Raw genomic sequence first — 14,881 nt, forward strand, 5'->3', positions numbered from 1 at the left:
GGACTGGGTTCTGGACCAGATCTTCGACCTGTTCGACAACCTGGGTGCCACCGAAGAACAGCTGGACTTCAAAGTTGTCTACGCCTCGGCCCTGAACGGTATTGCCGGTCTGGACCACAACGAAATGGCTGATGACATGACCCCGCTGTACCAGTCGATCGTCGACAACGTACCGGCGCCGGCTGTTGACCGTGACGGTCCGTTCCAGATGCAGATCTCCGCACTGGACTACAACAGCTTCCTGGGTGTTATCGGCGTTGGCCGTATTGCCCGTGGTCGCGTCAAGCCGAACACCCCGGTTGTGGCTATCAGCGCCGACGGCAAGAAGCGCAACGGTCGTATCCTGAAGCTGATGGGTCACCACGGTCTGCACCGTGTAGACGTTGAAGAAGCTGCAGCAGGCGACATCGTGTGCATCAGCGGTATGGACGAGCTGTTCATCTCCGACACCCTGTGCCAGCAGGACACCCCGGAGGCGATGAAGCCGCTGACCGTTGACGAGCCAACCGTTTCCATGACCTTCCAGGTAAACGACTCGCCATTCTGCGGTAAAGAAGGCAAGTTTGTGACTTCCCGTAACATCAAGGAACGTCTGGACAAAGAGCTGCTGTACAACGTTGCTCTGCGCGTTGAAGAAGGCGACTCGGCTGACAAGTTCAAGGTTTCCGGCCGTGGTGAGCTGCACCTTTCGGTACTGATCGAAACCATGCGTCGCGAAGGCTTCGAAATGGCTGTAGGCCGTCCGGAAGTGATCATCCGTCTGGTTGACGGCGTGAAGCACGAACCGTACGAAAACGTGACCATCGACCTGCCGGAAGAATCCCAAGGCAAGGTGATGGAAGAGATGGGCCTGCGTAAGGGCGACCTGACCAACATGGTGCCGGATGGCAAGGGCCGAGTACGTCTGGAATACAACATCCCTGCTCGTGGTCTGATCGGTTTCCGTAACCAGTTCCTGACCCTGACCAACGGTGCTGGCATCCTGACCTCGATCTTCGACCGTTACGACGTGATGAAGTCCGGCGACATGTCCGGCCGTCAGAACGGCGTTCTGGTTTCGGTAGAAACCGGCAAGGCGCTGACCTACTCCCTGGAAACCCTGCAGGCGCGTGGCAAGCTGTTCGTTGAACACGGTCAGGAAATCTACAACGGTCAGATCGTTGGTCTGAACAGCCGTGACAACGACCTGGGCGTCAACCCTACCAAGGGCAAGAAGCTCGACAACATGCGTGCTTCGGGTAAAGACGAAACCATCGCCCTGGTTCCACCTGTTCGCTTCACCCTGGAACAGGCTCTGGAATTCATCCAGGACGACGAGCTGTGTGAAGTGACGCCTAAATCCATCCGTCTTCGCAAGAAGATCCTGGACGAAAGCGAGCGTACCCGCGCTGCCAAGAAAGCCAAGGCATAAGATTTAGCCCAGGCGTAACAAAAACGCCCCCGGTCGAAAGGCCGGGGGCGTTTTTGTTTGTCTGGGATTTGTGTGGTGTTTGTACTGACCCCATCGCGAGCAAGCTCGCTCCCACAGTGATTTTTGCCGTACACAACTTTTATGTACGACTCAAAACCCTGTGGGAGCGAGCTTGCTCGCGATGAGGCCAGTACAAGCGCCGCAAATTTCGGGGGTGTCAGAACCGCTCGATACTCCCACAGTGATTTTTGCCGTACACAACTTTTATGTACGACTCAAAACCCTGTGGGAGCAAGCTTGCTCGCGATGAGGCCAGTACAAGCGCCGCAAATTTCGGGGGTGTCAGAACCGCTCGATACTCCCACAGTGATTTTTGCCGTACACAACTTTTAGTACGACTCAAAACCCTGTGGGAGCGAGCTTGCTCGCGATGAGGCCAGTACAAGCGCCGCAAATTTCGGGGGTGTCAGAACCGCTCGATACTGCGCGAATTGGTCTCGCGCACCACTTCCTTCGGCTTGTACGCGCAATACCCCGGCCGTGGGCCGATTTTCGGGTGGTTGCGGCACGTATCCGGGCGCTTTTCATAAATAGTGCACAGACGGCTCTTACGATCCAGGTACAGGCAATCGTTGTTGCTCATGCGCTGGAGGGTGAAGATCTCGGATTTCTGGTTGTAGCGCTCGACGATCCCTTCTTTCTGCAGGCGCTTGGCGATGTTCTTTGGCGGGTCGCCGCGTTCGAACTCGTCGACGATGCCGATGCGGATCAGGTCCTTGATCTTGACCTCGACCGGCAGGGTGCAACAGCTCGATAGGCAGGAGCCGCACATTGGGGCAGAGTACTTGGCCCAGGTATCGAGTCGGTCGATCTCCGCGGCGGCGATCAGGTTGGGCTTCATCATCGGTTGTTACCAGCGTGTGCATCAGGGCGCGCGATCATACCGGGACTGGTGGATTTTTGAACAACCTTTCGCCAGTTTTTTTCACGGACAGCCAGCAGCACCACTAATCCGGCACGGCCCCTGCATTGATTCAGGTACATGACAATGCAATGCCGGCTTGACGCGCATTAACAGGAAAAACTGCCGAACCAGAGGCTATACCGTCTGTCAGACCGTCTAGTCTCAGACAATTCCAAGCTCGCTCGAGGTCCTATCGATGACTCAAGAACCACTTGTTCGCGAAGCAGAGGTGGCCGCATTCCGCGACGCCGTCTTGACCAAACTCACCTATGCGGTGGGCAAAGACCCGGATCACGCCTTCGATCATGACTGGTTCGAAGCCATTGCCCTGGCAGCGCGCGATCACATGGTCGAGCACTGGATGGACCACACTCGGCAGATTTACCGCAAAGGTCAGAAGCGCGTTTATTACCTCTCCCTGGAATTCCTGATCGGCCGGCTGCTCTACGACAGCCTGAGCAATCTCGGCCTGCTCGACGTGGCACGCGAAGCCCTGACCGAACTCGGCGTCGACCTTGAGCGCATCCGCCTGCTGGAACCCGATGCAGCGTTGGGTAACGGTGGCCTCGGACGACTGGCAGCGTGCTTCATGGAAAGCATGTCGACCCTGGGCATCGCGGGTCATGGCTACGGCATTCGTTACGAGCACGGTTTGTTCCGTCAGGCCGTCGTCGACGGTTGGCAGCAGGAACAGACCGAACACTGGCTGGATTTCGGCAACCCGTGGGAGTTCGAGCGGCCGGAAGTGGTTTATCCGATCGGCTTTGGCGGCGGCGTCGAGACCGTCACCGATGAGAACGGCAAGTCCAAGCAAGTCTGGCATCCGGCGGAAACCGTGCGGGCCATTGCCTATGACACGCCGGTGGTCGGTTGGCGCGGGGCCAGCGTGAACACTTTGCGGCTGTGGCGCGCACGAGCCATGGAAGATTTGCACCTGGAACGCTTCAACGCCGGTGACCACCTGGGGGCCGTGGCGGAAGTGGCCCGGGCCGAAAGTATCTCTCGGGTACTGTACCCGGCAGATAGCACCGAGGCCGGCCAGGAACTGCGGTTGCGCCAGGAATACTTCTTCGTCGCCGCGTCCCTGCAGGACCTGCTGCGCCGCCATCGCAACATGCACACCTCGGTGCTGACCCTGGGCGATCACGCGGCGATCCAGCTCAACGACACCCACCCCTCGATTGCCGTGGCAGAGTTGATGCGCCAGTTGGTCGATGTCTACGACGTGGCATGGGATGCGGCGTGGCAGGTCACGGTCGACACGCTTTCCTATACCAACCACACCTTACTTCCCGAGGCGCTGGAAACCTGGCCGGTGGGCCTGATGGAGCGCATGCTGCCACGGCACATGCAGATTATTTACCTGATCAATGCCCAGCACATCGACTCGCTGCGGGCCAAGGGCATCCACGATTTCGACGTGTTGCGCGCGGTGTCTTTGATCGAGGAAGACAACGGTCGACGCGTGCGCATGGGCAACCTGGCGTTCCTTGGCTCGCACAGTGTCAACGGCGTATCCGGCCTGCACACGCAACTGATGCGCAAGACGGTGTTCTCCGAGCTGCACAAGCTTTATCCGCAACGGATCAACAACAAGACCAACGGCATCACGTTCCGCCGCTGGCTGTACCAGGCCAACCCGGAGCTGACCTCGATGCTGGTCGATGCCCTCGGCCAGGACCTGCTGGATAATCCCGAAGAGCGCTTGCTCGAGCTGCAGCCGTTCGCCGATAAGTCGGCGTTCCGCAAAGCGTTCGCCGAACAGCGTCTGCACAGCAAAAAGGCCCTGGCCTACCTGATTCATGAGCGATTGGGGGTAGCGGTCAACCCAGCGGCGATGTTCGACGTGCAGGTCAAGCGGATCCACGAATACAAGCGCCAGCTGCTCAACCTGATGCACACCGTGGCGCTGTACCAGGCGATTCGTGCGGAACCTGAAATCGACTGGGTGCCACGGGTGAAGATCTTCGCCGGTAAAGCGGCGGCCAGTTATCACCAGGCGAAGTTGATCATCAAGCTGACCAACGACATCGCACGGGTGGTGAACAACGACCCGACTGTACGCGGCTTGCTCAAAGTGGTGTTCCTGCCCAACTACAACGTCAGCCTGGCGGAGAGCATCATTCCGGCGGCGGATCTATCCGAGCAGATCTCCACTGCCGGCTTTGAAGCCTCGGGCACCAGCAACATGAAATTCGGCCTTAACGGTGCATTGACCATCGGCACGCTGGACGGTGCCAACGTGGAGATGTCCGAGCGCATCGGCGTCGAGAACATGTTCATCTTTGGCCTCAGTGCCCAGCAGGTTGAAGCGCGCAAGCAGAACCACGAGTTCAGCGCGGTGCCGGACATTGCCGCGTCCCATCGACTCAATGATGTACTGCAAGCCATTCGCGGCGGGGTGTTCTCACCGGATGATCCATCCCGTTACACCGGGCTGATCGATTCGTTGGTGGACTACGACCGCTTCCTGGTCTGTGCCGATTTCGATTCCTACTGGAATGCGCAAATGCGCGTCGAAGCCCTTTGGCACGATTCCGAGCAATGGTGGCGCTCGGCGGTGTTGAACACCTCGCGCATGGGCTGGTTTTCGTCCGACCGGACGATTCGCGAGTACGCCACGGATATCTGGAAGGCGTTGGAGTAACGCTGCGGTAGGATCGATATACTAGGCGCGCAGCAGAAGATCGCAGCCTGCGGCAGCTCCTACAGGTGGATACAAATCCCTGTAGGAGCTGCCGCAGGCTGCGATCTTTTTTGGGGCTGGCTACGCTAGTCTTTCAGGATTGCGCTCAAGGATATGGATCATGCAATGGATGTTCATGCTTGTGGGTCTGGTGCTGGGCTGGATACTCGACGAGTCGTTCAGCGAGGCGTTGCTGGGCGCCTTGCTCGGACTGGGTATCGGGCAGGCCGTTCGCATCGGCAGGCTGGGATCGCAGGCCAGCGAGCAGCGTCGCCTGCTTGAACAGGCGCAGCTTGCACTGCGGACGGTTGAGCAACGCTTGGCTGTGCTGGAGGGACCTGGGATCAAGACGCCGCAAGCCAGCGCTTCCGTTCCAGTTGCTGACATCGCGATCACTCAAACCCCTGTAGAAACCCCGGAACTGATCTGGGAACTGCCGCCCGAACTTGAAACGGTCGTCGATGCGGCTACCCAAGCCAGCCAAGCACAGCCCTTCGATGCATGGAAGCCCGCGCCAGCCGCCCGCGAACGCGCCAATCCCCCTGAACCAAGCCTCATTGAGCGCGCCATCAACGCTGCGCGTGCCTGGCTATTGGGTGGCAACACCGTGCTGCGGGTCGGTGTGGTGCTGTTGTTCCTCGGCCTGGCCTTCCTGCTGCGCTACGCCACCGAAGGCATGGTGGTGCCGATCGAGTTGCGCTACGCCGGTGTCGCGGCGGTTGCATTGGGCCTACTCGGCCTTGGTTGGTGGCTGCGATCGCGTAACAACGAATACGCCTTGATGCTGCAAGGCGCCGCAATTGCCGTGCTGTACCTGACGGTGTTTGCCGCGATGCGCCTGCATCCGCTGCTCGATCCCTCGGCGGCGTTTGGCCTGTTGGTGGCGGTGACGGTGTTTTCGGCGATCCTGGCCATTACCCAGAATGCACTGGGCCTGGCTGCCGCCGCCGCGCTGGGCGGATTTGCCGCGCCCCTGTTGGCTTCCACGGGGGCCGGCAGTCACGTCGCGCTGTTCAGTTACTTCGCCTTGCTCAACGCCGGCATCCTCGTCATCGCCTGGTTCAAGGCCTGGCGCTTGCTCAATGTGATCGGCTTCACCGGTACCTTCGGCATCGGGCTCGCCTGGGGCTTGCGCTCCTATACGCCAGAGTTGCTGTGGAGCACCGAGCCGTTCCTGATCCTGTTCTTCGTGATGTACCTGGCCATCGGCTTGTTGTTCGCCCGACGCAAATTGCTGCAAATAGGTGATGCGCCCGAGGGTGGCAGTCGTGAAGCGCTGTTGCGTTGGTCTGCGCGCAAGGGTGATTACGTCGACGGTACGCTGCTGTTCGGTCCGCCGTTGGTTGGCTTTGGATTGCAGTTCGCCCTGGTTCAGCATCTGGAGTTCGCTGCCGCGTTCAGCGCCCTGGCGCTTGGCATGATCTACATGGGGCTGGCTCGTTTGCTGATGGGCGGGCGCGCTCTGCTGTTGGCGGAAACCTGCCTGGCGCTGGGTGTGATTTTCATCAGCCTGGCGATTCCCCTGGGGCTGGATGCGCGTTGGACGAGCGCGGCATGGGCGGTGGAAGGCGCGGGGATTTTCTGGCTGGGCCTGCGCCAGCAACGCCCGTTCGCCCGAGCGTTTGCCTTGTTGTTGCAAGCGGGCGCGGCGCTGGTGTTTCTCAGTGAACTGCGTAGCGGCGAAAGTAGCCTGCTTGAGGGCACGCCGCTGGGGGCGTTGATGCTCGGCGGCGCACTGCTGTTCAGTTTCCATCAGCTGCACAAGGCCTTGCCTGGGCAGATTGCGTCCTGGGAGCGTCATGTCCCGCCGGTCCTGGCCGCCCTCGGCCTGACGTTCATCTACTTGCTGGCGCCGATGTTCTTTTTCGCCCATGGCACGTCAATCAGTTGGGCATTGGCCGGGCTGCTGACGTTGTTCGTTGCCCTGCGCCTGCCCTCGGCCACATTCCTGCTGAGCGCACTGGTCGTTCAGTTGCTGGGTGGCGTGTTGTTCCTGGTGGCTGAACCCCAGGCCAGCGAGAGCTTGCGGCCGTTGGCCCATACTGGATTCTGGTCGCCGCTGATGCTAGGCCTGGTCGCATTGATCGGGGCGTGGCGTTTGCATATCGGCGTTGCTGTCACGGTGATCGATGGCGTGAACCTGCAGCGCTTGTCCCGGGTGTTGCTGGCATGGGGCGCGGGGTGGTGGGCGCTGGCCTGGGTCAGTGAGGTGCTGCTGTTTGCACCTTTGCCCCTGCAGGCCACGTTGATGCTGGCGGCCGCGGCAATCAGCGTGGCGCTGTGGGCAGTGTTGGCGTTACGCCTGGCGTGGCCGGCGCTGGGCGTGCTCTGCACCTTGCTGATCCCGGCCGCCGGCCTGGTGTTGCTCGCCGCTTGGCATCCGCGTTTTCATCCGGCGGCCAACGTCGGCTGGCTGCTGTGGGCCGTGGTGCTCGTCGTGCATTTCATGTCTCTGCGACGCTTGGCGACCATGCTGCCGAGCGCTGCCCTGAGTAGCGCTCACGTACTCGGGTGCTGGCTGCTGATCGGTGTACTGGCCCTGGAGCTGCGTTATGGCTTGCTGCTGTTGTCCGAGCAGTACAACGCCTGGCGCTGGCTGGGCTGGGCGCTACTGCCGAGCCTGTACCTGGTGCTGATGGCGGCACCGCGCGCCTGGCCCTGGCCGGTATCGGCCTACGCTCGCGAATACCGTGTGTATGCCGCCGCTCCTTTGGCATTGTTGATGCTGGGCTGGTTCTGGCTGGCCAATATCGTCAGTGATGGCAAGGCTGAGCCCTTGCCCTATTTACCGCTGGTCAACCCGCTGGACCTGGGCCTGCTGTTTGCGTTGTTCGGCGTTTACGCCTGGTTGCGCAGCGAGGCGCCGCAACTGGCTGTCCGCAGGAGCTATGCCGGCGCTGCGCAACTGATCGTCGGCGTTTCGCTGTTCCTGTTCTTCACGGCCCTGGTGATGCGCACGGCTCACCATTGGGGCGGCGTGCCATTCGAGCTGCAGGCTTTGCTCGAATCCATGCGGGTCCAGGCCGGCCTGTCCATCGTCTGGACCTTGATGGCGCTGGGTTTGATGATTGGTGGCCATTTGCGGCAACGCCGTGAAGTCTGGTTGATCGGTGCCGCCCTGATCGGCGTGGTGGTGGCGAAACTGCTCTTCGTGGAATTGAGTAACCGTGGCGGGCTGGCGCGGATCGTGTCGTTTATCGGTGTTGGCGTATTGCTGCTGGTAGTGGGCTATTTCGCCCCGTTGCCACCCAAGCGCGTCGAAACCGTGGCGGCCCCCGAGAAACCGGCGCCGCAAACCCAAGGAGTGTCGTCTTGAGTCAGAAGCTGAACCTGGTCTGGTTGGGTATCGCTGCAATGGGCCTGGCACTGACTGCCGCTGCCCAGGAAACACCGACGGACTTCGCCACGCAAGTGCCATTGACCGTGAGCGGTGAAGGTCCATGGTATCGTCTTGAGCTGCCCCTGGCCGTGCAGTTGAGTGCACGGCAGGCCGGCCTCAGTGATGTGCGCGTGTTCAACGCCGCTGGCGAACCTCTGGCCTATGCCCTGTCACAGGCCAGCGCACAAACTGAGGACAACCGCACGCTGACTGACGTCAAATGGTTCCCGCTGTACGACTCGGCGGACGCCACCGAGCATGCCCCGAGCGTGCGGGTGCAAGCGAACGCCAATGGCACCCTGGTCCAGGTGCAGCCCTCCACTGAGCTGGAAGTGGGGGAGGAAGCGTTACGTGGCTGGCTACTGGATGCCAGTGCCATCAAGGCGCCGTTGCAACAGCTGGTTCTCGACTGGACTAGCGAACGTGATGGCTTCCAGCGGTTCAGTATCGAGGCCAGCGACGATTTGCAGCATTGGCAGTCCTGGGGCGAGGGGCAACTGGCGCGGCTGACGTTTGCCGATGAACGGGTCGAGCAGCATGAGGTCGGCCTGCCGGGACAGTCGGCACGCTATCTGCGCTTGCTGTGGGACACGCCGCAATCGGCTCCGACACTGACAGCGGCGCAGCTGCAAAGCGTGCGCAGCTTGCCGCTGCCGTTGGTCTGGTCCAACGAGTTGCACGGCAGTAGCGTGAAGGCAGGGGAATACACCTGGCAGTTACCGAAGGTGCTGAACGTCGAGCGTGTGCAGATCGAGTTGAGTCAACCCAACAGCCTGGCGCCGGTCATCCTGTCTGGTCGTCGCGATAGCAGCTTGCCGTGGCAACCGTTGAACAATGGCTTGCTCTATCGCCTGACCCAGAGTAGCGAGGACGTGGTGCAGAACCAGTTGCAGTTGCCGGGGCAAGCCGTGCAACAGTTGAAACTGACCGTGGACGAGCGAGGTGGTGGCCTGGGCGCACAAGCGCCAACACTGAAGTTTGCCGTGCGGGCGACGCAATTGGTGTTTCTGGCGCGGGGGCCTGGGCCTTACAGGTTGGCGTTGGGCAATGCGACGGTGAAGGCGGCGAGCTTGCCGTTGTCGACGCTGATTCCGGATTACAGCGCGGCCAAGCTGGCGACGTTGGGCCAGGCGTCGGTTGAGGGTGGGACGCCGGTTACCCCGATAGTGTCGACAGTGCCGGCATCGGTGGGCACCGATTGGAAGAAGTTTGGCTTGTGGGCGGTGTTGTTGCTTGGCGTGTTCTTCCTGGCGGCAATGGCGTTCAGTCTGCTGCGCAAGCCGCCAGCCAATACCTGAGCATGGCTGGTGTCGCGCGCCCTTTCGCGGGCAAGCCCGCTCCTACAAAAGCAGGTCATTTCCTACTACGCTGAACCCCGCGCATGAACTCTCTTGAGCCGATCACGTCTGATAGGAGGAAATGCGCCCCGACTCGCGTTAAACTGCGCGGGTTTTTAGTCCCCCATTCCTCCGGAGCCTTCCATGTCCCGCGTTACCTTGAGTCGCTATTTGATTGAGCAGACCCGCAGCAACAACACTCCTGCCGATCTGCGCTTCCTGATCGAAGTGGTGGCGCGTGCCTGCAAGGAGATCAACCACGCCGTGTCCAAAGGCGCCCTGGGTGGCGTTCTGGGCAGCATGGGCACTGAAAACGTCCAGGGCGAAGTGCAGAAGAAGCTCGACGTGATCTCCAACGAGATCCTGCTCGAAGCCAACGAATGGGGCGGTCACCTGGCCGGCATGGCGTCCGAAGAAATGGACAATGCCTACCAGATCCCGGGCAAATACCCGAAAGGCGCCTACCTGTTGGTATTCGACCCGCTGGACGGTTCGTCGAACATCGACATCAACGCCCCGGTCGGCACCATCTTCTCGGTACTGCGTTGCCCGAACGAATACCTGAGCCAGAACGAGCCCTTGAATGAAAAGGCTTTCCTGCAGCCAGGTACCCAGCAAGTGGCCGCCGGTTATGCGATCTACGGTCCACAGACCATGTTGATCCTGACCTTGGGCGACGGCGTGAAAGGTTTCACCCTGGACCGTGAAATGGGCAGTTTCGTACTGACCCACGAAAACATCACCATTCCTGAAACCACCCAGGAATTCGCCATCAACGCGTCCAACCAGCGTCACTGGGAAGCACCGGTACAGCGCTACGTTGGCGAACTGCTGGCAGGCGATGAAGGCCCGCTGAAAAAGAACTACAACATGCGTTGGGTTGCCGCGATGGTCGCCGACGTGCATCGCATCCTGACCCGTGGTGGCTTGTTCATGTATCCACGCGACAGCCGCGAGCCGTCGAAGCCGGGCAAACTACGCCTGATGTACGAAGCCAACCCGATGTCGTTCCTGGTGGAACAGGCGGGCGGCGCGTCCACAAACGGTCACCAGCGCATTCTCGACATCCAGCCTGAAGGCCTGCACCAGCGCGTAGCGGTGTTCCTGGGCTCGAAAGAAGAAGTCGCACGCGTGACGGCTTACCACAAGGAATAAACCATGAACGCGCCCTGGCAGCCGTTGCTTGATTGGTGGTTCGGTACAGCCGAAACAGCCAGGGCAATCGCGGCTGACAAGGGCAAGTTATGGTTTGGCAAGCGTGACAGCCAGGACCTCGAGGCGCGCGAGCGTTTCGGGGGCCAGGTCGAGCAGGCACTGGCCGGCGGATTGACCGAGTGGATGCAACGTCCCGAAGGTTGGCTGGCACTGGTACTGTTGCTCGATCAACTCCCGCGCATGATCTTTCGCGACACCCCCAAAGCCTTTTCCGGTGATCTGCGGGCCCAGAAACTGGTCGCCCAAGGCATTGCCGCGGATTTTGATCGGCAGTTATCACCCATTCAGCGGGTATTTATCCTCCTGGTATTCGAACACAGCGAGAACCTCGCGGTGCAGAACGAAGGCGTCTCGCGCTACATCGATCTGGTGGCGCAACAACCGGAGAGTGATCGGGCGTTGTTTGCCGATTATCTGGATTTTGCCGAGCGGCATCAGCAAGTGATCGCGCAGTTTGGACGTTTTCCCCATCGCAATGCGGTGTTGGGGCGAGAGAGTACGGCTGAGGAATTGGCGTTTCTGTCGAAACCTGGATCAAGATTCTAGTTCTTCGCTGGTGCTGATGCCGCCTTCGCGGGCAAGCCCACTCCCACAGTGATCTGCGGTGGACACAAAATTCGTGTACAGCAGAGAACCCTGTGGGAGCTGGCTTGCCAGCGATGAGGCCGGTGAGAGCACCTTAGATTCTGAAACTACCCACCAACTGCTTCAACCGCGCCGCCTGCTGTTCAAGATCAGCACACGCGCGCAAGGTCGACTGCAGGTTCTCCACACCCTCCTGGTTGAGCGTGTTGATCTCGGTGATGTCGACGTTGATCGACTCCACCACGGCCGTCTGCTCTTCCGTTGCCGTCGCCACGGACTGGTTCATGCCGTCGATCTCGCCGATACGCTGGGTCACGCTGCCCAGGCGCTCGCCGGCCTGGTTGGCGATACCAACGCTGCTTTCGCTCTGGCGCTGGCTGTCGGTCATGATGGTTACCGCTTCCCGGGCGCCGACTTGCAGTTCCTCGATCATTTTCTGCACTTGCTGCGCCGAGTCCTGGGTGCGGTGGGCGAGGTTGCGCACTTCGTCGGCGACCACCGCAAAACCACGTCCGGCTTCACCAGCGCGCGCAGCTTCAATCGCCGCGTTGAGCGCCAGCAGGTTGGTCTGCTGGGAGATGCTGGTGATCACTTCCAGAATCTGCCCGATGTTGACGGTGTTGCTGTTGAGCGTCTCGATGTTGCCGCACGAATCGCTGATCTTTGCCGACAGCTGGTGCATCGCCGAGATGGTTTTATCCACAACCTGCTGGCCCTCTTCGGCCAGCGCGCGCGCATCGCTCGAATGCTGTGAGGCGAGGGCGGCGTTCTGGGCGATTTCCTGGGCGGCGGCGCCGAGCTGATTGATCGCTGCGGCCACACTGCTGGTGCGCGAGGCTTGCTGGTCGGAGTTGAACATCGACGAATTGGACGCGGCGACAACGCGCAGCGCCACTTCGTTGACCTGGCCCGTGGCCGAGGACACTTCGCTGATCGAGGTGTGGATGCGTTCGACGAAACGGTTGAACGACAGCCCCAGTGCACCGAATTCGTCGTGGCCGTGGATGGTCAGGCGTTTGGTCAGGTCACCTTCGCCTTCGGCGATGTCGTGCATGGCGCGGCCCATGGTCAGCAACGGCTGCATCAGGACGCTGATCAGCATGCCCAGCAACGTGATGATGATCAGCACTGCAATCACCATGGCGATGATCGCCGAGGTGCGGAATTCGCTCAGCATCGAGAACGCGGTGTCCTGGTCCAGCACCAGTGCCACGTACCAATTCGCTGACGGCACGCCGTTGACATGAGTGAAGGAAATGAACTGGCTTTTGCCATCGATCTCGACTTCTTTCATGCCCGGGCTGACTTTCGGCGCACCATTGGGGTAAGCGTCGGTGAGGTTTTTGAGCACCCATTTGCTGTCCGGGTGAATCAGGATCTTGCCGTCGGCGCCCACGATAAAGGCATGGCCGTGGCCGCCGAAATTCAGCGAGTTGATGATGGCACTGACGCTGGACAGGTCGATGTCGGCGCCAGCAACGCCAATCATCTGGCCCTGGCGCTGAACCGGAGTTGCCACCGTGATCACCAGCTTGCCGGAAGAAGCGGCGATGTACGGTTCAGTGACGATGGTCTGTTGCGCGCTGTTGGCAGCCTTGTACCAGCCGCGGGCGCGCGGGTCGTAGTCTGCCGCGCGATTGCCTGCCGGGACGGAGAACATCACGCCATCGGCCCCACCGAAGTAACTCAACTGGAAATTGCCGGTGTAGGCGGGCAGGTCGATGATTCGTTTCAGGCTGGCAGGGGCATTGCCGTCGGCGCTGACCTGTTGGGCCATGGATTGCAGCAACTGCATGCGGCTTTCCAGCCAGGTTTGGATGTTGCTGGTGGTCAGGCTGCCAAGTTCCTGCATCGAGGCTTCGGTGCTGCTACGCAAGGTCTGGCGCTGGCGATAGTCGTTGAACAGGATGAAACAAGCGAATGCGACGGCCACCACGAGGGCAGCAGCCAACAATATCTTGTGGCTGAATTTCATATTTCTGGTCATTGGATGAGCTACCGCAGGAGATCGGTTCAACAAAAGGAGGGCAAATGTCACGGGCGTGGCTTTGCGTTGCCTGTATGTCGACTGGACGGCGCCAAAGATTAGGCGCTTCATGCAAAAAACGACGAAATACCGGGCAGCAGAACGAAGTGGCTGATCATTCGCGCAAAGGCAGACGAGCGGCCTGATAAATAGCCCGTCAGGCAGGGAACCAGACAGGGGTTTTCTCTTCTAAGGTTCAGCTTGGCAGTCATGCCAATACCCTCGTCCGTGGAGTTTCACATGTCGCTGCGATCCATCGCCCTGCTGTCGTTTTGCGTGTTGTTGGCTGCGTGCAGCAAGGTCAATCAGGAAAACTACTCCAAGCTGGAGTCAGGAATGGCCAAGGCCGAGGTTGAAACCCTGTTGGGCAAACCCGCCGATTGCTCAGGCGCGCTCGGCATGTCCAGTTGCACATGGGGCGACAAGAACAGCTTTATCAGCGTGCAGTTCGCCGGTGACAAAGTGCTGATGTTTTCCGGCCAAGGCCTGAAGTAAACCGGGGCCACAGGCCCACGGGAGAAAAACAATGAAGCGGTTATTGATCTTGCTTTTTGCCGGCCTGGTATTGGCCGGTTGTGCCAGTTCTGGCCCGGACCCGTTGGCGCCAAAAACCGCCAACAGTGTCAATCTCAAGCGCTATCAAGGTACCTGGTACGAGTTGGCGCGACTGCCAATGTACTTCCAGCGCGACTGTGCGCAATCCGAAGCCCACTACACGCTCAAGCCTGACGGTAACGTCGCGGTATTGAATCGCTGCCTGACGGCACAGTGGCAGTGGGAAGAGGTCAGGGGTACGGCGTATCCGCAAGTGCCGGGCAAGACCGACAAGTTGTGGGTCGAATTCGATACCTGGTTTTCAAGGTTGATACCGGGCCTGCCAAAGGGCGAATACTGGGTGTTGTACGTCAGCGATGACTACAAGACTGCCATCGTCGGCGACCCGAGTCGTCGTTACCTGTGGTTGCTGTCGCGCACCCCGACCGTCAATGGCGTAGTGCGTGAAGAATTGCTGAGCAAGGCGCGTCAGCAGGGTTATGACACCACGCGGCTGATCTGGCGAGCGTCGGATACGCAGATGGCCAAGACCTCCAACTGACAGTTTGATCGTGCCCACGCTCTGCGTGGGAATGCCTCTCGTGACGCTCTGCGTCACGCTTTGGGACGCGGAGCGTCCCCGGCTGCGTTCCCACGCAGAGCGTCACTAGTGTCCGGTAAACATGTTTCATAGCTGAAGGCTGCCTTGGGCAGCCTTCAGCTTTTCTCGCTTTTGCCTTCGTC

11 protein-coding genes and 1 pseudogene are annotated in these 14,881 nt (G+C 60.2%); 8 read left to right on the forward strand and 4 right to left on the reverse strand.

Annotated features, from left to right (window positions below):
- A partial coding sequence (locus ACIO0C_RS30810; protein WP_401318235.1) for an EF-Tu/IF-2/RF-3 family GTPase occupies positions 1–1,411 on the forward strand: 1,411 nt, incomplete at its 5' end.
- A 466-nt stretch (positions 1,412–1,877) separates the two neighbouring features.
- Here the strand turns inward: ACIO0C_RS30810 and ACIO0C_RS30815 are convergent.
- A complete protein-coding gene (locus tag ACIO0C_RS30815) occupies positions 1,878–2,315 on the reverse strand; it encodes a YkgJ family cysteine cluster protein (RefSeq protein ID WP_008058557.1) in 438 nt (145 codons plus the stop codon).
- Between the two features lie 256 nt (positions 2,316–2,571).
- Between ACIO0C_RS30815 and ACIO0C_RS30820 the strand changes: the two genes are divergently transcribed.
- The 5 genes from ACIO0C_RS30820 to ACIO0C_RS30840 all read left to right on the forward strand — a co-directional run bounded on the left by ACIO0C_RS30820 (position 2,572) and on the right by ACIO0C_RS30840 (position 11,538).
- Entirely contained in the window at positions 2,572–5,022 is a 2,451-nt protein-coding gene (locus ACIO0C_RS30820; protein WP_401318237.1) for a glycogen/starch/alpha-glucan phosphorylase, read from the forward strand.
- A gap of 160 nt (positions 5,023–5,182) precedes the next feature.
- Positions 5,183–8,377, forward strand: a complete 3,195-nt coding sequence (locus ACIO0C_RS30825; RefSeq protein WP_401318240.1) for a DUF2339 domain-containing protein — start codon at positions 5,183–5,185, stop codon at positions 8,375–8,377.
- On the forward strand, positions 8,374–9,738 hold the full coding sequence (locus ACIO0C_RS30830; RefSeq protein WP_401318242.1) for a DUF3999 domain-containing protein: 1,365 nt from the start codon (positions 8,374–8,376) through the stop codon (positions 9,736–9,738). The genes ACIO0C_RS30825 and ACIO0C_RS30830 overlap by 4 nt, the downstream gene beginning before the upstream one ends.
- Positions 9,739–9,921: 183 nt before the next feature.
- The gene (locus ACIO0C_RS30835; protein ID WP_008058033.1) at positions 9,922–10,932 is read left to right on the forward strand and encodes a class 1 fructose-bisphosphatase; all 1,011 of its coding nucleotides are present in this window, start codon (positions 9,922–9,924) and stop codon (positions 10,930–10,932) included.
- A gap of 3 nt (positions 10,933–10,935) precedes the next feature.
- Positions 10,936–11,538, forward strand: coding sequence for a DUF924 family protein (locus ACIO0C_RS30840; protein ID WP_401318245.1), 603 nt, complete (start codon positions 10,936–10,938; stop codon positions 11,536–11,538).
- Positions 11,539–11,671: 133 nt separating this feature from the next.
- Here the strand turns inward: ACIO0C_RS30840 and ACIO0C_RS30845 are convergent, their stop codons facing one another.
- The 3 genes and pseudogenes from ACIO0C_RS30845 to ACIO0C_RS30855 form a co-directional block, all read right to left on the reverse strand.
- Positions 11,672–12,436, reverse strand: coding sequence for a methyl-accepting chemotaxis protein (locus tag ACIO0C_RS30845; protein ID WP_370628229.1), 765 nt, complete (start codon positions 12,434–12,436; stop codon positions 11,672–11,674).
- A gap of 93 nt (positions 12,437–12,529) precedes the next feature.
- A pseudogene (locus ACIO0C_RS30850) lies at positions 12,530–13,675 on the reverse strand (cache domain-containing protein); the annotation flags it as partial.
- The gene (locus tag ACIO0C_RS30855) at positions 13,672–13,815 is read right to left on the reverse strand and encodes a hypothetical protein (RefSeq protein ID WP_401318247.1); all 144 of its coding nucleotides are present in this window, start codon (positions 13,813–13,815) and stop codon (positions 13,672–13,674) included. The gene ACIO0C_RS30855 and the pseudogene ACIO0C_RS30850, both read right to left, overlap by 4 nt.
- Positions 13,816–13,843: 28 nt before the next feature.
- Here ACIO0C_RS30855 and ACIO0C_RS30860 point away from each other — a divergent pair, with 28 nt between their 5' ends.
- Together ACIO0C_RS30860 and ACIO0C_RS30865 are read left to right on the forward strand one after the other, a co-directional pair.
- Positions 13,844–14,098 (forward strand): hypothetical protein, encoded by a 255-nt coding sequence (locus tag ACIO0C_RS30860; RefSeq protein ID WP_272604298.1) that lies wholly within the window; start codon positions 13,844–13,846, stop codon positions 14,096–14,098.
- A 31-nt stretch (positions 14,099–14,129) separates the two neighbouring features.
- Complete coding sequence (locus ACIO0C_RS30865; RefSeq protein WP_401318250.1) at positions 14,130–14,699, forward strand: lipocalin family protein; 570 nt, start codon at positions 14,130–14,132, stop codon at positions 14,697–14,699.
- Positions 14,700–14,881 lie beyond the last annotated feature (182 nt).

Source organism: Pseudomonas sp. NPDC087336 (genome assembly GCF_044744285.1).
Lineage (GTDB): Bacteria > Pseudomonadota > Gammaproteobacteria > Pseudomonadales > Pseudomonadaceae > Aquipseudomonas.

Bases quoted from the DNA above. Each gene is read 5' to 3' on its own strand.
- ACIO0C_RS30835 (WP_008058033.1), top strand. From the start codon at position 9,922: ATGTCCCGCGTTACCTTGAGTCGCTATTTGATTGAGCAGACCCGCAGC.
- ACIO0C_RS30845 (WP_370628229.1), bottom strand. From the start codon at position 12,436: ATGTTCAACTCCGACCAGCAAGCCTCGCGCACCAGCAGTGTGGCCGCA.
- ACIO0C_RS30855 (WP_401318247.1), bottom strand. From the start codon at position 13,815: ATGACTGCCAAGCTGAACCTTAGAAGAGAAAACCCCTGTCTGGTTCCC.
- ACIO0C_RS30820 (WP_401318237.1), top strand. From the start codon at position 2,572: ATGACTCAAGAACCACTTGTTCGCGAAGCAGAGGTGGCCGCATTCCGC.
- ACIO0C_RS30860 (WP_272604298.1), top strand. From the start codon at position 13,844: ATGTCGCTGCGATCCATCGCCCTGCTGTCGTTTTGCGTGTTGTTGGCT.
- ACIO0C_RS30815 (WP_008058557.1), bottom strand. From the start codon at position 2,315: ATGATGAAGCCCAACCTGATCGCCGCCGCGGAGATCGACCGACTCGAT.
- ACIO0C_RS30840 (WP_401318245.1), top strand. From the start codon at position 10,936: ATGAACGCGCCCTGGCAGCCGTTGCTTGATTGGTGGTTCGGTACAGCC.
- ACIO0C_RS30865 (WP_401318250.1), top strand. From the start codon at position 14,130: ATGAAGCGGTTATTGATCTTGCTTTTTGCCGGCCTGGTATTGGCCGGT.
- ACIO0C_RS30825 (WP_401318240.1), top strand. From the start codon at position 5,183: ATGCAATGGATGTTCATGCTTGTGGGTCTGGTGCTGGGCTGGATACTC.